Here is an 18,133-nt window from a genome sequence, read left to right on the forward strand (position 1 = left end):
GATGGCGACGTCTTCCGGTCGCGGTCTCGTCTCCCACGACACCCAGAAACGCCTCCAGCGAATCGCCGTCTACCTGACGGCGCTTCTCATCTCGGTGTTCACCATCATCCCGGTGTACGTGATGGTGGTCATCGCCATCCAGTCGCCGGCGACGACGTTCGCCGGCGGGCGGGTGAACCTGCTGCCCACCGAGCCGTCGCTCCGGAACTTCCTCGTGCTCCTCGGGTCGACCGACACGGTCCGGTACTTCGTCAACAGCCTCGTCGTCACCCTCGGGTCGACCGTCCTCTCGACGACTATCGCGGTCGCGGCGGGCTACGGCCTGACGCGCTTCGACTTCACCGGGAAGTCGCTGGCGGCGCGGGCGGTGCTGTTCTCGTACATGTTCAGTCCCATCGTCCTCGCTATCCCGCTGTACGTCGTCTTCTCGACGCTCGGCCTCCTCAACAGCCACTTCGCGCTCACCCTCGCGCTGACGGCCATCTCCGCGCCGTTCTGCATCTGGCTGATGTGGCAGTACTTCCAGACCGTCCCCATCGCGCTCGAAGAGTCCGCGTGGGTCCGCGGCGCGAGCCGCTGGCGCACCGTCAGAGACGTGGTCCTGCCGGTCGCCCGGCCCGGCTACATCTCCGCGGCCATCTTCGCGTTCGCCGTCGCGTGGAACGACTTCACCATGGCGCGCGTCGTCATGAGCCGCGACGAGATGTACACCATCACCGTCGGCGCGTCGCTGTTCTTGGACCGCGTCAGCATCGGCTGGGGCGAGACGATGGCCGTCTCGCTTCTCATCTCGATTCCGCCGTTCCTCATCACACTGTTCCTGCAACGATACCTCCTCCAGGGCTTCAGCGTTGGAGGCCTCGAATAATGGCAACCAGCATCCACCTCGACACCGTCAGAAAGGAGTTTCGCACCCTCGGAAACACGCACGTCGCCGTCGACGACCTCAGCCTCGACATCCCCGAAGGCTCGTTTACGACCTTCGTCGGCCCCTCGGGCTGCGGGAAGACGACGACCCTGCGCATGTTGGCCGGACTGGAGACGCCCACCTCGGGCACCGTCTCGTTCGGCGACGAGGACGTGACCGACCTCCCGCCGCAGGAGCGCAACGTCTCGATGGTGTTCCAGTCCATCGCGCTCTACCCGCACATGTCCGTCCGCGAGAACATCGGCTACGGCCTGAAGATTCACGGCGTTCCGAAGGCCGAACGCGACGAGCGCATCGACGAGGCCGCCGAAGTCCTCCAAATCGAGGCGCAGTTGGAGAAGATGCCCGCCGAACTCTCCGGCGGCCAACAACAGCGCGTCGCCCTCGGCGGCGCGTTCGTGCAGGACCCCGACGTGCTGCTTCTGGACGAGCCGATGTCCGACCTCGACGCGAAGCTCAAATCCGACCTCCGCGTCGAGATTCAGCGGCTCCACCAGGAGCTCGACACCACCGTCGTCTACGTCACCCACGACCAGACCGAGGCGATGACGATGAGCGACCAGGTGGTCCTCCTGCGCGACGGCGAACTCGCGCAGGTCGACCCGCCGAAACAGCTGTTCGACTACCCGAACTCGGAGTACGTCGCGCAGTTCATCGGCATGCCCTCGACCAACGTCGTCGACTGCGCGGTCGAGGAGCGAGACGGCGGGACCGCACTCGTCGGCCCCGGGTTCGAGCTTTCGCTCCCTGCCGGCGTCGACGTCTCGCCCGCCGGTCGCGTCAGACTCGGCATCAGGCCGCAGTATCTCGACGTGGGCTCCGCCGGGGCGTGTCGGCTCTCTGTCGACGTGGAGGTCGTCGAAACCCTCGGAACCGAGTCCGTGGTCCACGGCCGCCTCGAAGACGGCACCCCCTTCGACGTGGTGAGCGACGCCGTCGACGACGCGGTCGCGGGCGACCGTCTCGACGTGTCGTTCGACCTCGCCGACGCCTTCGTCTTCGGTGAGGATGGCGAGACGATACTCTTCGGCTCCGAGCGCGCCGGCGAGCGCTCGTCGTCGCCCGCGGGGACCGGGGGCGTCACTCCATGAGCGGCGACAGCGCCGAGCGCGCCAAGAGCGCCGAAAGTGCCGAGACTACCGCGGACGCGACCGACTCTGCGACCGCGTCGGCGACATCCGGGCTCCCGCTCGACGGCGTTCGCGTCCTCGAACTCGGCCACATCATCGCCGGGCCGTTTTGTTCGATGCTCCTCGCCGACCTCGGCGCGGACGTCATCAAGGTCGAACACCCGAAGGGCGGCGATCTCATCCGCGGGTCGTCGCCGGTCGGAAACAGCTCGTTCAACTACGTCAACCGGGACAAGCGGAGCATCACGCTCGACCTCAAGTCCGACGCGGCGCTCGACGCGTTCTTCGACCTGCTCGACGAGACCGACGTGGTCGTCGAGAACTACGCGCCGGGGACCGCCGAACGACTCGGCATCGGCTACGAGCAGTTGCGAGAGACGCATCCGGGCCTCGTCTACTGCTCCATCAAGGGGTTCAACCCCGGCCCCTACGAGTCGTACCCCGCGCTCGACCCCATCGCCGAGGCGCTGTCCGGGCTGATGAGCGTCACCGGCCACGAGGGGATGCCCCCGGTCCGGTCGGGCACGAGCATCGCCGACATGGCGGCGTCGTTCTACGGCGCGATAGCGGTCCTCGGGGCGCTCTACCGCCGCGACCGGACCGGCGAGGGATCGAAGGTGACCGCGCCGCTGTTCGAGTCCACCGTCTCGATGATGGGCTACTGGCTCGCGTACACCGAGGCCTACGACGACGTGCCGGGACCGATGGGCGCGTCGCACCCCAACTGGGCACCCTACGACGTGTTCGAGACGGCCGACGACGAGTGGGTGTTCATCGGCCCCTCCGGCGAGCGTCAATGGACGGCGCTCTGCGAGGCGCTCGGTCTCGACCTCCACGAAGACGAGCGGTTCGACACGCTCCCGGACCGCCGGGAGAACCTCGACGAACTCATGGACCTGCTCCGCGCCGAATGCGAGACCTACCCGGCGGACGACCTCGTCGCCGGTCTGCGCGAGGTCGGTGTTCCCGTCGCCAAGGTAAACTCGATGGACGAGGTCGCGGCGGACCCGCACTTGCGGGCGACCGACTTCTTCACCGAGGTCGAGACCGCCGAGGGAACGTCGCGGTCGGTCAGCGTCCCGCGGTTTCCCGTCGTCGCCAGCGGCTTCGACCGCCCCGAATCGACCGACCCGCCGAAGCTCGGCGAGCACACCGAGGCCATCCTCTCGTCGCTCGGCTACGACGACGCGGCCATCGACGCGCTCCGGCGCGCGGGAGGGGTCTGAATGGCGGCCGCGGAGCCAGTCCTCCTCGACGTGACCTGCCGCGAGGGCGAACAGCGACCCGGCACGTCCTACACGACGGGACAGAAAGTCGCGGCGGTGCGCGCCCTCGACGACCTCGGCGTCGACTACGTGCAGGTCGGCTTCCCCATCGCGGGCGCACAGACCGGCGACGTATGCGACGCCGTAGACGTGGAGACGAAGTTGACGGGCATCGCCCGCGCCGTCCCGAAGGACGTCGAGGCCGCGGTCGACGCCGGCGTCGACGTCATCGACGTGTTCGCGCCGACCAGCGAGCGACAGCGGACCGAACTGCTCGGGAAAGACGAGGACGAACTGCGCTCGCTCGTCTGCGAGACGGTCGATGCCGCGATCGAGACCGGGCTTGAGGTCCACTTCACCGCGATGGACGGCTTCCGGACCGACCCCGCGTTCCTCGACGACCTGTTCGACTCGATAGACGCGACGTACCTCACTATCGCGGACACCGTGGGCTCGAAGACGCCGTTCGAGGTGTCGTCGTTCCTCCACGACCTCGACGCCGACCCGACCCGCCTCGGGGTCCACTTCCACGACGACCTCGGCGTCGCCACGGCCAACGCGCTCACCGCGGTCGCTCACGACGTACAGAAAGTTGACGTGTCGGTCGGCGGTATCGGCGAGCGCGCCGGCAACGTCCCCGTCGAGGAGTTCGTCGTCGCGGCCGAGACGAGCCGCGCCGTGAACCGCCCCGCGCTCGACCCCTCGACGCTCATCCCCCGGGCGAACGACGTGCTGACGGCGCTCGGCGAGTCGGTGCCGGCGGAGAAATCGGTGCTCGGCGCGGACGTGTTCTCTCACGAGTCCGGGCTCCACACGGCGGCGATGCTCGACGACCCGGCGACGTTCGAGCCGTTCGACCCGGCCGTCTTCGGCGGGTCGCGGACGCTCTACTTCGGCCCGCAGAGCGGGACCGGCGCGGCCCGTCGGCTCTTGGAGCGGGTCGGCGACGACCCCGACGAAACGAAGGTCGCGGCGCTCGTCGAGACGCTCCGGTCGCTCGACGAGCCGGTGCCGACCGACGAGGCGCTGGACATCGCCCGACGGCTCTGAGTCGGCGCTGCCTCAGCCTCAGTCGGTGCTCAGTCGGCACTGAGCCGGCATCAACGCGGTTCAGTATTCCGTTCCTTTTCTCGCGCGCTGGCCGGCGTCGATGGGGTGTTTCTCCTTTCGGACGTTGGTCACGAGGTCCGCGGCGTCGGAGAGGTAGGTCGGCTTCTCGTGGCTCCCGGTCAACACGAGTTCGAGGTTCTCGGGCTTTCGTTCCACGAGGTCGAGCACGTCTTCCTCGTCGAGCAGCCCCATCGCGACGGCGTAGAGAAGCTCGTCGATGATGAGGAAGTGGACGCCGTCCTCGGGGGGGCCGTCGAGGTCGAGGGGGTTCGAGAGGTCGGCGTCGGCCGCGGCGTCGACGAGTTCGCGCGCCCGGTCGAGGCCGGCGGCGACCTGCGCCTCGTGGTCGGCGTCGTCGCTCCCGTCGGCCATCCCGGCCCAGCCGTAGTGGCCGAGGTTCTCGAAGGAGAAGCCGGGCATCGCCGCGATGGCGTTGTACTCCCCGCGGACGGCCTCGACGGAGTCCGCGCCGCCCTTCAGGAACTGGAGCATGTGGACGCGATAGCCGTGGCCGGCGGCGCGGAAGCCCATGCCCATCGCGGCCGTGGTCTTCCCCTTGCCGTCGCCCCACCACACCTGTACGAGGCCGAAGTCGTCGGGCGCGGCGGGTTCGATGGCGGCCGCTTCGGGGCGGACGCCGCGGCCAGGGGTGTTCGCCCGAACCGAGTCGGGGGTGGTCTCGTCGCCTGTCTCGTGGGTTCCGTCGGGTTCGTCGGTCATCGTAGTGGGTTCGAAGTCGGTGTCGCAGTCGGGTCGGCGCGGACCGAACCGGTCCGGTCCGCCCTGCGTTGGTCGGTCGTCGGTCGGTGCTTGTCGCGGCTTGGTATATAGAGGTTCGCCGCCCCGTCGCCCGCGCTCTCACGCTCCGCGCTCTCGCCGCGGTCAGTCCGTCAGCCGCGAGACGAAGCGGTCGAACGCCCCGCTTTCGGGGTGGACGTGGGCGTAGGTTCCGAGAGTCCGGTACTCGGTGAGTCCTTCGCGGCCGTTGATGCCGGTCCCACGCTCCACGTTGAAGGCGAACCGGGCGTCGGTCGCCGGGTCCGCCGACGAGTAGTGGAACTCGTGGCCGCGGAGCGTCTCGCCCGCGTCGGCGGTCAGCGTCCCGTCGGTCGCGCGGAGTTCCACGTGGTCGAGCGCCTGATAGCGCTCCCGCATCGTCACGTCGGCGGGGAGGATACCGGCCATCTCGTGGGTGTCGCCGTCAGTCGTCGTCAGCGACTCGGTGAGCGCCATGAGGCCGCCGCACTCGCCGAACACCGGGAGGCCGTCGGCGGCGCGGTCGGAAAGCGCCGGGAGCGTCGGCGACGACGCGAGGTCCGCGGCGAACCGCTCGGGGTAGCCGCCGGGGAGGTAGACGCCGTCGCAGTCGGGGAGGTCGTCGCCGGCGACCGGCGAGAAGTACGAGACGGTGCCGAGCGATTCCAGTCTGTCGAGGGTCGAGGGGTAGACGAAACAGAACGCCTCGTCGCGGGCGACGGCGACCGTCGGACCGTCCGAACTCGTGGGTTGAACTGGCTCGGCTCGAATGCCCGCTTCGAACTCCTCGGTGTTCCACTCCGGTTCCCGCGCCACTTCCGCGAGCGCGTCGGCGCGAATGCCCTCGGCCGCGGCGTCGAGCGCCTCGTCGGATAGCGGGGCCTCGTCGCCGAGGTGGAGCCCGAGGTGGCGCTCCGGGATTTCGAGGTCGTCGCTCGGCGGGATTCGACCGAGGTACGGCAGTTCCTCGGGGAGCGCATCGCGGATGCCCTCGGCGTGGCGGCCGCCGTGAGCGCGGGAGGCGATGACGCCGGCCACGTCGGCGTCGATGCCCATCCGGTCCGCGTAGGTCCGGAAGCCGTAGGCTGTCGCCGCGACGCTTTGCATCCCGGCTCTCGCGTCCGCGACGAGGACGACGGGGAGGTCGAGGAGGGCGGCGACGCGGGCCGTCGAGGTGTCGCCGTCGTAGAGGCCCATCATGCCCTCGACGACGCAGATGTCGCCCTCACCACGGGCGTAGGTCCGGCGCATGCCGTCCTCGCCTTCGAGCCACGGGTCGAGCGTCCGCGACGGCTTCCCGACGACTGCGGCGTGGTGCGAGGGGTCGATGAAGTCGGGGCCGGCCTTGGCCGGTTGGACCGCGTACCCCTCGCGTTCGAGCGCGCGGCACACCGCGAGCGTCGTGACCGTCTTCCCGACGCCGGAGGCCGTGCCGGCGACGACGATGCCTCTCATCTGGTCACCGCGGTCCGCGTCGTGGACGGCGCTTCCGGCGGGTCGCTCGCGAGTCGAGACGGGCGTTCGGCAGTCATGTCTACAAGTGCATCTTCAGTAGTCAAAGTTGTATTGGGTTCGGCCGGCGTCGGCGGGGGCAGCGTAGGTCGGCGACTCGCGTTCGGCTCAGTCCCAGAGGTCGTACATGTCGTCTTCAACGCCGTCGGCGTAGTGCGTCCCGTCGTAGACGACGCCCGCGTCCGAACCAACGTCGGTGTCTCCGGCCGCGTTTGCACCCGGGCCGTCTCCAGTCGCTTCGACGGTTCCGACGACCGTCGCCTCGATTCCCTCGTCGTCGAGCGCGGCGAGAACCTCGTCGGCCTCGTCGCCGGGGACCGCCGCGAGGAGCGCCCCGGAGCCGAGAATCCGCATCGGGTCGACGCCCATCGCGTCACAGAGCGCCCGCGTCTCGGGGTGGACGGGCACGTCGTCGGCGTCGACCTCGATTCGGACGCCGGAGGCACAGGCGAGTTCGACCAGTCCGTTGAGGACGCCGCCCTCGGTCGGGTCGTGCATCGCGGTTGCGGCGGCGGCGAGCACCGCGGACTCGGGGAGGACGCTGATGTCGTCGAAGAAACCCGCGGCGCGGTCGACCGTCTCGGCGTCGACGCCGGCGGCATCGAGGTCGGCGCGGAAGTCGGTGGCGAGGACGGCGGTGCCCTCGACGCCGGCACCCTTGGTGAGAATCACCGCGTCGCCGGGTTCCGCGCCGCCGGTCGGGACGTACCGGTCGGTCGGACCCATACAGGTGAGCGACAGGAGCGGCCGGGAGAGACCGGCGACCGTCTCGGTGTGGCCGCCGACGATACTGATGCCGAGTCTGTTGGCCTCCGCGTCGAGTTGGGCGGTGATGTCGTCGAGCAGGTCCACGTCGGGTTCGGGGAGGAGGACGGTGCTCACGAGCCACTCGGGCACGCCCCCGCAGGCGGCCACGTCGTTGCTGGCGATAGCGACGCCGAGGGTGCCGATGCGCTCGGCGGCGAGCGAGATGGGGTCGGTGCTGACGACCATCGTCCCCTCGCCGGTGGCGACGGCGGCGGCGTCCTCGCCGTAGCCGGCCCCGACGAGCAGGTCGTCGTTGGGGGCCCCCGTCCGCGAGAAGACGTAGCGGTCGAGGTCCGCAGGTGAGAGTTTGCCCATACACGTGGGTGACGGCGAGGGCGCTTTTGTGCCTTCCCGTCCGCTGCCAGCCGGACGGTCGTGCCCGCCGGCCGCATCTGCCGGCTACGTCCGCCGACTGCTGGCCACGTCCGCTGACCGCCGCCCCCGACGAGCAGGCCGTGGGCGGACACCCACCGCGGATGCCGTACTGCTAAGACGCTCTGTTCGTAACGGGAATCCATGCTGATGACACCCGGCCCCACGGCCGTTCCGCCGCGGGTCCGCGACCGGCTGAGCGAGCCGATGCCGAACCCCGACATCGAGCAGTCCTTCTTCGACACCTACGACGGCGTCTGCGACAAACTCGGGCGCGTCTACGACACCGACGACGACGTGGTCGTCATGGGCGGCGAGGGTATCCTCGGTCTCGAAGCCGCCATCGCCTCCACGGTCACCCCCGGCGACGGCGTGCTCTGCGTCTCGAACGGACTCTACGGCGACGGCTTCGCGGACTTCGTCGAGAGTTACGGTGGTGAGCCGACCGTCGTCGGCGCCGACTACACCGACCCGCTCGACCTCGCTGGCGTCGAAGCGGCGCTCGACGAGAGCGAGTTCGAGGTTGCCACGATGGTTCACTGCGAGACGCCGACGGGCACGCTCAACGACATCGAGCCGGTGCTCGAACTGCTCTCCGACCACGGTGTGCTGACCATCGTCGACGCCGTCTCATCGCTCGGCGGGACGCCCGTCCCGAGCGAACACATCGACATCAACCTCGGCGCGTCCCAGAAGGCGTTTAGCTCGCCGCCGGGGCTGACGACGGCCGCCGTCAGCGACCGCGCGTGGGAGGTCATCGAGGAGCGCGATCCCGACTCCCTCTACACGAACCTCTTGCCGTGGCGCGACACGAGCGAGGGCTTCCCGTACACCCACCTCGGCGCGAACGTCGCCGCCCTCGACGAGTCGCTGTCGATGCTCCTCGAGGAGGGCCTCGATTCCGTCTACGAGCGCCACGAGGAGGCCGCCGCGTACTGCCGCGAGTGCGGGACCGACCTCGGACTCGATATCTATCCCGACGCCGACCGGAGCGCCCCGACGGTGACGGCGTTCCACCTCCCCGGCGAGGCGAAACGTGTCCAATCGGAACTCGAAGCCGAACACGACATCGTCCTCGCGACCGGTCTCGCCGACCTCGAAGACGACATCCTCCGGGTCGGCCACATGGGTTACAACGCCGACATGGAGAAGGTCGACCGCGTGATGGACGCGCTCTCGTCCGTCGTCTGAGGACGCGGACCGGTCGCTGCTGGCTGTCAACGCTTTTACCCGAAGCCGACGACAGTCTCCGTGAGAACAATCGTGACCGAGACAAGCGATTCGAGGGCGTGGCCGGAACCGGACGACGGAATCAGATACGCAATCGTCGTCGTGTTTCTGGCAGGGCTCCGCCGCCGCAACCCCGCGGCGATGGTGAACGCCACGTTCGGGCTCGCGGGCACGTACCTCCCCGACGCCGTCGAGCGACTGGTCGGCGTCGAGTTCCGCCCGTGGCAGCGTCTTTACGTCGAATCGGCGATGCTGACTCACTCGGTCGGGATGCTCGGCCCCTACGACGACGTGTGGTGGTGGGACCACCTCACTCACGCCCACTCGGCGACGATTCTCGGCGGGGTCGTCCACGTCCTCTCGCGCCGTCGCGGCCGCGACCCCTCGACGCGCGTCCTCGCGGCCGTGGTTTGCGCCGGCGTGCTCTGGGAACTCGCGGAGTACGCCATCCACCGCGGGGCCGACGCGCTCGGCATCGACCCCGTGCTCGTCTCCTACGGCCGGGTCGACACCGCGCTCGACCTCGTCTTCAACCTCGTCGGCGCGGCGCTCGTCGTCCTGTTCGGCGACCGCGCACTGACGAACCTCGTTCCCGAGGACGTGTGAACTGGCCGGTCCGCGTGGAGCGTGCGGTCCGGTCGGAGCGCGCCGAGCACCGGAACAGTGATGTGATTTCGTCGGAGTTACAGCGTCGTGAATCGGCGGTCGCTACTTGCAACGCTCGGGCTCGGTTCGGTCGCCGCGCTGAGCGGCTGTCTCAACGTCGAAGGGGTCAACGGGGGCGTGCTCACGGTGATGCACATCTCGTCACCGGAAGCCGCGGAGGTCGTTCCCGCCTCGGACGAACGACTCGACGGAGCGGAGTTGATACAGCTAGCGCTTGACCGGGTGACCCGACGAGAACCCTACAGTCTGATGGACTTCCGACTGGACAGAGACGAGTACGCGGCTGTCGCGGCCGCGCTGGAGGACCTCCCGTACTACGACCGCATGGAGCACGATGCGTCGATTCCGTCGGGGTACTACGTGAGCCACGACGATCTCGTCTATCGACTCGCGTACAAGCCCCGCTGTTCTGACACTCCGTTCGTCTCTGCTGACGACTCTCGGAATCGGTGTTGGACGTCGGTTCCCGAGGACACGACCACGTTGTAGCGACGCTCCCGTTGCCTCCGTCCACTCGTTCTCTGCTACGGGACGGTGTCGCTCGGTTCTCGCCGGCTGAGACGGCAGATGCTTCGATATTGCAAATAATTATTCCGTCTCGCGCCACGAGTAGCGTATGTCAGCAGGCAGTTTTCGAGTCGCCGTTCTCGGGGGAGGGGTCGGCGGGCTGAGCGCGGCGCACGAACTCGGGGAACGCGGCTTCGACGTGACCGTGTACGAGGCCAAATCGCGACTGGGCGGGAAAGCACGGAGCTTTTCGATCCCCTCTGGTGACGACGGCCATTTACTGCCGGCAGAACACGGATTTCGGTTCTTTCCGGGGTTTTATCGGAATCTCCGCGACACGCTCGGCCGAATCCCGCGGCCGTCCGGGGACACGGTCGCGGACAACCTCGTCGAGACGGACGAAACGCTCATCGCGACGACGACGGGCGAAGAGATGCGCTCCGAGACGCGGACGCCGAACACGATTGCGGAGTGGGTTGCCGCGCTCAAACCGACAATCGGTGGCGGTGAAATCACCCCCGCCGAGACGAACTACTTCCTCCGGCGTCTGCTGGTGTTGCTGACGAGTTGTCGGGCGCGCCGCGAACGGGAACTCGACCGCGTGTCGTGGTGGGAGTTCGTCGACGCGGAGGCGCAGTCGCCGGCCTACCGCAAGCACCTCGCCGAGAGCACGCAGGCGCTCGTCGCGTTAAAACCCCAGCGCGGGAGCGCCCGCACTATCGGACAGATATACGCGCAGTTGATGCTCGATCAGATTGACCCCGGCCGACCGACCGAGGCGGTACTCAACGGCCCGACGAGCGAGGTCTGGATTTCGCCGTGGGAGTCCTACCTGGAATCGCTGGGCGTGTCTATCCGCACGGAGTCGCCGGTTGCGAAACTCGACTCCGACGGCCGTCGCGTTACCGGCGTCGAACTCGCCGGCGGGGAACGAGTGACTGCGGACTACTACGTGGCGGCGCTTCCGGTCGAGGTAATGGCCTCGTTGGTGACGCCGGAACTCCGGTTGGCGGCCCCGTCGCTCGGGTCCATCGGGCGACTCGACACCGCTTGGATGAACGGAATTCAGTTTTATCTCACCGAGGACCTGCCGCTCGCGCGCGGCCATCAAGCGTACACCGACTCCCCGTGGGCGCTGACGGCGATTTCGCAGCGTCAGTTCTGGGACGACGGCCCGTTCGACATCGAGACGTGCGCCGACGGCGAGATTCAGGGGGTCCTCTCCGCGATTATCTCGGACTGGGAGACTCCGGGAGCGGTGTACGACAAGCCGGCCCGCGAGTGTAGCCGCGAGGAGATCAAAACCGAGGTCTGGCACCAACTGACGGCTCACCTCAACCGGGATGCGGAGCGGCTCTCGACCGAGTACCTGTACGACTGGGTACTCGACCCCGCAATCGTCGACACCGGCGACGGCATGGAGAACCACGAACCGCTGTTGATTAACACGGTCGGCTCGCTCCGACACCGGCCCCCTGCGGTGACCGACGCGCCGAACCTCGTGTTGGCGGCCGACTACGTCCGCACGGACACTGACTTGGCGACCATGGAGAGCGCGAACGAGGCAGCCCGCCGAGCCGTCGGCGGTATCGTCGAGCGAACGGGGGCCGGAGCGCCGCCGCCGGCTGTCTGGGGGCTATCTGAGCCACAACTGTTCGACCCGCCGAAGCGGCAGGACGAGATCGCGTTTCGGCTGGGACTCCCACACCCCGGCGAGGCCGAGCGCGGACTGCGGTCGACCTTCCGGGGACTGCGAACGAGCGGCTGGGGACTGGATGACTGACCGTTGGCCACGGCGCTGGGTTCCCACTAAAACTCCGGAAAGGACCAGACGATTGCCGCGCCCCCGGAGGCGTCCGTGACGGTGTCGTCCGCGACCGAGCGGATTCGAGACGCCGTGTATGACTCGCTGACGGCCGAGTTCGCGACGGCTCGCGACGACCGCCCGGCGGTGGTGCCGGTCACACCCTTTTTCGACCGCGAACGGGAGGTCGTCGTCGTAACGGCCGCGCCGGCGTTCGCGGGGAAAGCCGAGCAAGCGGCGGCCAATCCGCGGGTGTCGCTCCTGCTCCGCGAAGGTGGGGGTCGATTGCACGTGACCGGGCGGGCGACTGTTCGAGACGCAGACTTGGAAGCGAACACCGCCGTCGTCGAGCGGCTCATCCGCGACGAACCGCCGTCACCGAAACGGCGGGCGATGGTCGAGGCTGCCGACTTCCTCGGGACGCGGCTCGGACTGTTGCTTCTGGACTGGTACGGGCTCCGAATCCTCATCGAGATTCGACCGACTGCAATCGACGAGCGGCCGACCGATGGCACGACGACGGTCCCGACGTGGAACGCGGCCGGCATCGACAGCGGAGAGGCGGAAACCTACGACCAGATGGTCGCGACCGTCACCGACGACGCGGGGTATCCCCGTAGCTGGCCGGTTTCGTCTGCGACCGTCCGCGACGGTCGGCTCCGGTTGACGCCGCCGGACGACGTGACGCCGGCTGACGGCCAACCTGCGTGCGTCCTCGTCCACTGGCACGACGCGGACCTCGCGAACCTCGAACAGCGACTCATCCGCGGCCGGTGTCGGAGGGACGCGCGCGGACTGGTGTTCGACCCCGCCAGTTCGTTCCACCTGCGGAACCGAACGGTACGGGACCGTCTTCGGTTCATCGTCGACGGCAAACGTCGGACGCGGACCTACTTCGCTGACCGTGGACAGACGTATCGACCGATTCCTCGTCTTCGAACGCTCCTCGAGTGGTGAAAACCAGTACGGCCGCCGAACAGACGCTCTACGCGCTCTGGGAGTGTCCCGCGGACTCGTTTCCGCCCTCTCGGGCCGGGCGCTCGTCCATGTTGCGGGTCCGGACCGCCGTCCTGAGCCCGACCTCGGCGACGTTGCCGGCGTGCTCGGCCGTCCGTTCGAGCGCGTGGAGCGCGTGCGCGAACCGGTAGTCGGCGTCGGCGTCCACATCTTCGAACAGCCGTTGCTCCACGTCCGCGAGGTCCTCGCACACTCGGTCGCGCGCCGCCAGTGCCTCCCGCGCCGCGTCGGGGTTGTCGCCTTCGAGCGCGACCTGCACCGCGGCTTCGAGCGCCTCCGGAATCAGCTCGGCGAGTTCGGACACCTCGTCGGCGACCGCCGGCGGGAAGGGGTCGGAGACCGCCGACGCGACGGCGGCGATTCGCTCGGCCTGGTCGGCGACGCGCTCTAACTCGCGGGCCGCGGTGTGGAGGCGGAACAGTTCCGGGCGCGTTTCGCCGAGGGCGTCCACCTCGTCGAGGCGGTCGAGCCCGCGGGTGAAGTGCCGGTCGACCATAGCGAACAGGCGGTCGGCGCGGTTGTCCCGTTCCGCGAAGCCGTCGAGGGGGGCGGCACCGGTGAGCGCGGCGGTCGCGTCGCGGTGCATCGAGACGGCGACGAACTGGAGCTGTCGGACCGACTGGCGGATGGAGACCTCGTTCGCGTCGAGGACGTTCCGAACCGTGACGGCGGTATCCGACTCCTCCGTGATGGTTACGCCGACGAGGTTCCGTGCGACCCGCCTGACGGCCTGTCGCTGTTCGGCGTCGAACGTCCCGTCGGCCTCGATGACGACCTGTTTCGACCCGGCGGCGTAGGCCGCTCGGAGCGTCTGTTCGAGGGAATCGCCTGTGTCGCCCCCGCCGTCCGGGTCGCTCCCACCGACAGTTACCGTGAACTGCATCGACGAATCGTCCTCGCACTCGGGAGCCTGTACGACTAACATCCCGTCGAGGTACGTGTGGAGGTTGACGACGGTTCCGGCGGAGATACCCTCGCCGTCCGCCCACTCTCGGGGGAGAGAGACGGTGAACGTCCCGTTGCTGACCTGCTGTATCTTGCGTGTCTCCATTGTGTTGGCTGTCTGAGTTTGTGTTGTCTGCATGCCAGTTCCGCGGTGACGCCGACCCCGCCTCGGCGGGTGGCTCGACTGGTGAGAAGCGAGCGCCGCCGACCGATGGTCCGGCTTCGACGGCCGCAGATCGTCGAACGTCGTCGTCACGTCGCGTGGTCGAAGTCGGGACGCCCGCTGCGGGGACAGGCGGGCGGTTCGGCGGTCTGTCCGGGTCGAGACGGCCGGCCTGGGTCCGGCGTCGACTATCCGAACTTGCCGCTGATGTAGTCCTCGACGCGCTGGCTCTGGGGGTCTTCGAACACCTGGTCGGTGTCGCCGTACTCGACGAGTTCGCCGCCGGTGAGGAACACCGCCGTCTGGTCCGAGATGCGCGCCGCCTGCTGCATGTTGTGCGTGACGATGACGACCGTGTACTCCTCCGCGAGGTCGTGGACGAGGTCCTCGATTTTCGAGGTCGCGATAGGGTCGAGCGCCGACGCCGGCTCGTCCATGAGGAGCACCTCGGGGTCGGTCGCCAGCGCGCGGGCGATGCAGAGCCGCTGTTGCTGGCCGCCGGAGAGTCCGAGGGCGTTGTCGTCGAGTCGGTCCTGTACCTCGTCCCACAGCGCCGCCTGCCGCAGGGAGCGCTCGACGAGTTCGTCGACCGCGTCGTCGTCGCTCCGGCCGAGCAGGTTGGCGAGCAGGCCGGTGTCGAGGTCGCCGTGCTTCCGCGGGCCGTAGGAGATGTTGTCCGCGATGCTCTTCGGGAACGGGTTCGGCGACTGGAACACCATGCCGACGCGCTTGCGGAGTTCGACGAGGTTGACGCCGTCTTGGTAGATTTCTTCGCCTTCGAGTTGGACCGAGCCGTCGATGCTTGCGGCCTTGATGCGGTCGTTCATCCGGTTGAGACACCGGAGGAACGTCGACTTCCCACAGCCCGAGGGGCCGATGAGCGCCGTGACGCTGTTCTCGGGAATCTCCATCGAGACGCCCTTCAGCGCGTGGTCGTCGCCGTAGTACACGTCGAGGTCGGAGACCGAGAGCTTCGCCTCGCCCTCGAACTCGTGTTCGACCCACTCCTCGCGGGTCCGTTCCCGCGTCTCGCCGCTCGTGACTTCAAGCGGCTGGTCGGTGCCGGGGCTCGCGCCGCCGGCGAGTTCGCTGTCCGTCGTCGCCTGTGCGTCGTCCGTCGTCTGTCTGGTTTCACTCATGGTTAGTCGTGCTGAAGTTTACTCCGGAAGTAGTACCGCGTCGCGATGCCGACCGCGTAGAAGCCCAAGACGACCACGAGCAGGATGAGCGCCGTCGCCCACCGGAACTCGTCGATAGCGCCGATGTTCGACGACTGCCCGACGCCCGCGGTGATAAGCGAGTAGAGCTGATACGGAAGCGCCGAGGTCGCCTGCATCAGTTCTGGGTTGGTGACGAACGGCGGCGCAGACTGGAACTGGAAGCCGCCGAGCACGTCGACCGTCTGGCTGCCCGGCGGGGCGACGCTCCCCGACATCGTCAGGAGAATCGGGGCGGTCTCGCCGGCGATGCGACCGACACCGAGGATGATGCCCGTGACGATACCCGGGAGCGACGCCGGGAGGACGATGCTCCGAATCGTCTGCCACTTCGTGACGCCGAGCGCCGCGCTCGCGTCGCGGTACTCGTCAGGGACCGCCAGCATCGACTCCCGACTCGTGATGACGACGAGCGGGAGGAGCATGAAGCCGAGCGTGAGCATCCCCGCCAGCAGCGACTTCTGGTTACCGAGCCGCGGGACGAGGAACGCCAGACCGAACAGTCCGAAGACGATGCTGGGCGTACTCCACAGGCCGTTGGTCGCGATTTCGACGACCTGCGTGAAGCGCCCGCGGTCGGCGTACTCCGTGATGAAGACGGCCGCGCCGACGCCCAGCGGGACGGCGAACAGCACCGCCCCGATGACGAGCCAAATCGTGCCCGCAATGGCCGGGAGGACGCCGTTCACGTCGTTGAGAAGCGCGACGCCGTTCATCACGAACGGCCACGAGACGGGAAGCGAGAACGTCAGGCCGACGAGCGTCACTTCGGGACCCGCGCCCGCGCCGAACGCGAATCCGTTGAACAGCCCCGGGAGACCCTTCAGGACCGTGAACGCGACGAGGAGGAACAGCAGCGCGATGATGGAGATGGCGTTCAGGTAGACGAGGACGTACGCGCCGACGTGACGGCCACGTGCGCCGAACCCGCCGTAGGCCTTCGCGGCGGCCCAGCCGACGAGCAGGGAACAGAACGCCGTCAAGACCGGAATCGTGAACTCGGCGTTGAACGACGCCTGCTGTTCCCACCCGAGGTTCCAGACCCACGACGGGCCGATGACGCCGGTGAGGAAGACGATACCGGCGAAGAGGGCTAGCCCGCCAGCGGGGAGCGTCGAGCCGATGTCCTCGCGGGGGAACGCGCTCACCGCGAACGCGGCCCCGCCGGTAACGAGTGCTCCGATGACCCATCCGGCCGTCCCGAATCCGAGACTCTGGGAGGCGACCAACCCGCCGACGACGAACCAGACGAGGCCGAAGGCAGTCGAGGCGACCAATCCGGCGGTCGGTCTGGGGTCGGTGGCGACGTAGCCGAGTCGGGAGCCGACACCGAAGGTGACGACAGCAAAGCCGAGAACGACCAGCAGTCCGCCGAGGAGCGCGACCATCGGCACGCCCGCGACGGGGTCGGTGATGGTCACGAGTTCGAACACCGACGCGAGCGAGAGGGCGAACAGCACCGCTGCCAGCCCCACCGCGCCGGCGGCGACCGCCTCGGTCTCGGAGGTGTCCTCGCTGACGAGCGCGGTGTCGGTCGCGCTCGCCATTATTCGGCACCTCCGAGCTTCCGGCGCATGCGCGCTTCGATGTACTGCGAGCCGATGCTGAGGAACAGCACCGTGACGAACAGGATGACGCCCGCGACGAACAGCGCGGAGAGCTGGAGGCCGTCGGCGTCGCCGTAGTTCGCCGCGATGAGCGACGTGAGCGTGTCGTTACCGTAGAAGACGTTGTACAGCGGCTTCGTGAGCCCCGGGCTGCCGCGGAGCATCACGGTCGCGGCCATCGTCTCGCCGATGGCGCGACCCACGCCGAGGAGGACCGCGGCCGAGACGCCCGAAAAGGCCGCCGGCAGGGTGATTGAGGTCATGGTCTGCCAATCGGTCGTTCCGAGGGCGAGTGACCCGCTTTTCATCGATTCGGGGACGCTGTTGAGGGCGTCTTCGGCGACCGAGACGACCGTCGGCAGCGCCATCAGTCCGACGACGATGCCGACGAAGAGGTACGTGCCCTGGCCGACGATGTCGAACTGGTCGGCCGCCCACGGGCTGAGGATGGTGAAGCCGATGAAACCGTAGACGATAGACGGGATACCCGCCAGAATCTCGACGCCCGGTTTGACGACCTCGCGGACGGTCCGCGGCGCGATTTCGCTGAGGAAGAGCGCCGCGGCCACGCCCAGCGGGGCGGCGACCGCCGTCGCGATGATGGTGACGAGCACCGTCCCGTGAATCATCGGGACGAGTGAGTACTGAATCGGCGGCGTCACCGGGCTCCAGCGCGTCTCGATGAAGAGCCGCAGACCCGGAATCGGAATGCCGAAGACGTTCACGGTCGCGTACTGCACGGTCGGCCACGCCTCCGCGAAGATGAAGACGAGGATGAGCCCGAGGACGAGGATGGTCGAGACCGTCGTCGTCAGTGTGAGCACGCGCGCTGTCAATTCTTGGTGTCTGAGCCAGCCGTAGCCCGTCGCGACGAGGAACACCGCGAACGGGACGGCCGTCAGCGACGAGACGGCCAGGAAGCCCGCAAACGCCGCGAGGAGCGACACCGCCGCGACCGTGACCGTGACGAGCGCGTCGGGCGGCGTCTCGTCGACGAAGTCGCGACTGCGCCGGAGCCCTCGCCGAGCCGCCGCTCGGAGGCCGGCACCGTCGGAGTCTGGAAGTACGTTCATGATTGGAGCGTGGAGCGTCGATGA

At 68.3% G+C, this 18,133-nt stretch carries 16 protein-coding genes; 9 read left to right on the forward strand and 7 right to left on the reverse strand.

From position 1 onward, the window contains the following. The first annotated feature begins 1 nt into the window (after position 1). Genes AM590_RS03665 through AM590_RS03680 form a run of 4 tightly spaced genes read left to right on the forward strand, consistent with a single transcriptional unit; the run spans position 2 to position 4,373 of the window. Positions 2 to 868 (forward strand): carbohydrate ABC transporter permease, encoded by an 867-nt coding sequence (locus AM590_RS03665; protein WP_058826264.1) that lies wholly within the window; start codon positions 2 to 4, stop codon positions 866 to 868. Further along, positions 868 to 2,019: an ABC transporter ATP-binding protein gene (locus tag AM590_RS03670; protein WP_058826265.1), complete on the forward strand. Its 1,152-nt coding sequence runs from the start codon at positions 868 to 870 to the stop codon at positions 2,017 to 2,019. Before AM590_RS03665 ends, AM590_RS03670 begins: the two co-directional genes overlap by 1 nt. Then, positions 2,016 to 3,284 carry a CaiB/BaiF CoA-transferase family protein gene (locus AM590_RS03675; protein ID WP_058826266.1) on the forward strand — a complete coding sequence of 423 codons (1,269 nt, stop codon included), beginning with the start codon at positions 2,016 to 2,018 and terminating at the stop codon, positions 3,282 to 3,284. The genes AM590_RS03670 and AM590_RS03675 overlap by 4 nt, the downstream gene beginning before the upstream one ends. Further along, entirely contained in the window at positions 3,285 to 4,373 is a 1,089-nt protein-coding gene (locus tag AM590_RS03680) for a LeuA family protein (RefSeq protein ID WP_058826267.1), read from the forward strand. Positions 4,374 to 4,433: 60 nt separating this feature from the next. Here the strand turns inward: AM590_RS03680 and AM590_RS03685 are convergent, their stop codons facing one another. The 3 genes from AM590_RS03685 to AM590_RS03695 all read right to left on the reverse strand — a co-directional run bounded on the left by AM590_RS03685 (position 4,434) and on the right by AM590_RS03695 (position 7,823). Beyond that, complete coding sequence (locus AM590_RS03685; RefSeq protein WP_058826268.1) at positions 4,434 to 5,153, reverse strand: cob(I)yrinic acid a,c-diamide adenosyltransferase; 720 nt, start codon at positions 5,151 to 5,153, stop codon at positions 4,434 to 4,436. A gap of 162 nt (positions 5,154 to 5,315) precedes the next feature. Continuing rightward, positions 5,316 to 6,644: a cobyrinic acid a,c-diamide synthase gene (locus AM590_RS03690; protein WP_058826269.1), complete on the reverse strand. Its 1,329-nt coding sequence runs from the start codon at positions 6,642 to 6,644 to the stop codon at positions 5,316 to 5,318. Between the two features lie 165 nt (positions 6,645 to 6,809). Beyond that, on the reverse strand, positions 6,810 to 7,823 hold the full coding sequence (locus tag AM590_RS03695) for an AIR synthase family protein (RefSeq protein WP_058826270.1): 1,014 nt from the start codon (positions 7,821 to 7,823) through the stop codon (positions 6,810 to 6,812). Between the two features lie 201 nt (positions 7,824 to 8,024). On the opposite strand from AM590_RS03695, the gene AM590_RS03700 reads away from it, so the two are divergent. The 5 genes from AM590_RS03700 to AM590_RS03720 all read left to right on the forward strand — a co-directional run bounded on the left by AM590_RS03700 (position 8,025) and on the right by AM590_RS03720 (position 13,044). Continuing rightward, the gene (locus tag AM590_RS03700) at positions 8,025 to 9,071 is read left to right on the forward strand and encodes an alanine--glyoxylate aminotransferase family protein (protein ID WP_058826271.1); all 1,047 of its coding nucleotides are present in this window, start codon (positions 8,025 to 8,027) and stop codon (positions 9,069 to 9,071) included. A gap of 60 nt (positions 9,072 to 9,131) precedes the next feature. After that, the gene (locus AM590_RS03705) at positions 9,132 to 9,716 is read left to right on the forward strand and encodes a hypothetical protein (protein WP_058826272.1); all 585 of its coding nucleotides are present in this window, start codon (positions 9,132 to 9,134) and stop codon (positions 9,714 to 9,716) included. An 87-nt stretch (positions 9,717 to 9,803) separates the two neighbouring features. Continuing rightward, entirely contained in the window at positions 9,804 to 10,265 is a 462-nt protein-coding gene (locus AM590_RS03710) for a hypothetical protein (protein WP_253805842.1), read from the forward strand. Positions 10,266 to 10,392: 127 nt separating this feature from the next. Continuing rightward, complete coding sequence (locus AM590_RS03715) at positions 10,393 to 12,066, forward strand: FAD-dependent oxidoreductase (RefSeq protein WP_058826273.1); 1,674 nt, start codon at positions 10,393 to 10,395, stop codon at positions 12,064 to 12,066. A gap of 75 nt (positions 12,067 to 12,141) precedes the next feature. Next, on the forward strand, positions 12,142 to 13,044 hold the full coding sequence (locus AM590_RS03720; RefSeq protein WP_058826274.1) for a pyridoxamine 5'-phosphate oxidase family protein: 903 nt from the start codon (positions 12,142 to 12,144) through the stop codon (positions 13,042 to 13,044). 28 nt (positions 13,045 to 13,072) lie between these two features. On the opposite strand, the gene AM590_RS03725 is transcribed toward AM590_RS03720, so the two are convergent. From AM590_RS03725 to pstC, 4 genes are all read right to left on the reverse strand, one after another. After that, the gene (locus AM590_RS03725) at positions 13,073 to 14,155 is read right to left on the reverse strand and encodes a phosphate uptake regulator PhoU (RefSeq protein WP_058826275.1); all 1,083 of its coding nucleotides are present in this window, start codon (positions 14,153 to 14,155) and stop codon (positions 13,073 to 13,075) included. 245 nt (positions 14,156 to 14,400) lie between these two features. Continuing rightward, complete coding sequence (pstB, locus tag AM590_RS03730) at positions 14,401 to 15,351, reverse strand: phosphate ABC transporter ATP-binding protein PstB (protein ID WP_058826276.1); 951 nt, start codon at positions 15,349 to 15,351, stop codon at positions 14,401 to 14,403. A 2-nt stretch (positions 15,352 to 15,353) separates the two neighbouring features. After that, positions 15,354 to 16,976 carry a phosphate ABC transporter permease PstA gene (pstA, locus tag AM590_RS03735; protein WP_058826277.1) on the reverse strand — a complete coding sequence of 541 codons (1,623 nt, stop codon included), beginning with the start codon at positions 16,974 to 16,976 and terminating at the stop codon, positions 15,354 to 15,356. Further along, positions 16,976 to 18,109 (reverse strand): phosphate ABC transporter permease subunit PstC, encoded by a 1,134-nt coding sequence (gene pstC, locus AM590_RS03740; RefSeq protein WP_058826278.1) that lies wholly within the window; start codon positions 18,107 to 18,109, stop codon positions 16,976 to 16,978. Before pstC ends, pstA begins: the two co-directional genes overlap by 1 nt. Positions 18,110 to 18,133 lie beyond the last annotated feature (24 nt).

This window comes from Haloferax sp. Q22, assembly GCF_001482285.1.
Lineage (GTDB): Archaea > Halobacteriota > Halobacteria > Halobacteriales > Haloferacaceae > Haloferax.

Excerpts from the sequence above, each read along its gene's own strand:
- AM590_RS03665 (WP_058826264.1), top strand. The coding sequence starts at position 2 with ATGGCGACGTCTTCCGGTCGCGGTCTCGTCTCCCACGACACCCAGAAA.
- AM590_RS03670 (WP_058826265.1), top strand. The coding sequence starts at position 868 with ATGGCAACCAGCATCCACCTCGACACCGTCAGAAAGGAGTTTCGCACC.
- AM590_RS03675 (WP_058826266.1), top strand. The coding sequence starts at position 2,016 with ATGAGCGGCGACAGCGCCGAGCGCGCCAAGAGCGCCGAAAGTGCCGAG.
- AM590_RS03680 (WP_058826267.1), top strand. The coding sequence starts at position 3,285 with ATGGCGGCCGCGGAGCCAGTCCTCCTCGACGTGACCTGCCGCGAGGGC.
- AM590_RS03685 (WP_058826268.1), bottom strand. The coding sequence starts at position 5,153 with ATGACCGACGAACCCGACGGAACCCACGAGACAGGCGACGAGACCACC.
- AM590_RS03690 (WP_058826269.1), bottom strand. The coding sequence starts at position 6,644 with ATGAGAGGCATCGTCGTCGCCGGCACGGCCTCCGGCGTCGGGAAGACG.
- AM590_RS03695 (WP_058826270.1), bottom strand. The coding sequence starts at position 7,823 with ATGGGCAAACTCTCACCTGCGGACCTCGACCGCTACGTCTTCTCGCGG.
- AM590_RS03700 (WP_058826271.1), top strand. The coding sequence starts at position 8,025 with ATGCTGATGACACCCGGCCCCACGGCCGTTCCGCCGCGGGTCCGCGAC.
- AM590_RS03715 (WP_058826273.1), top strand. The coding sequence starts at position 10,393 with ATGTCAGCAGGCAGTTTTCGAGTCGCCGTTCTCGGGGGAGGGGTCGGC.
- AM590_RS03725 (WP_058826275.1), bottom strand. The coding sequence starts at position 14,155 with ATGGAGACACGCAAGATACAGCAGGTCAGCAACGGGACGTTCACCGTC.
- pstB (WP_058826276.1), bottom strand. The coding sequence starts at position 15,351 with ATGAGTGAAACCAGACAGACGACGGACGACGCACAGGCGACGACGGAC.
- pstA (WP_058826277.1), bottom strand. The coding sequence starts at position 16,976 with ATGGCGAGCGCGACCGACACCGCGCTCGTCAGCGAGGACACCTCCGAG.
- pstC (WP_058826278.1), bottom strand. The coding sequence starts at position 18,109 with ATGAACGTACTTCCAGACTCCGACGGTGCCGGCCTCCGAGCGGCGGCT.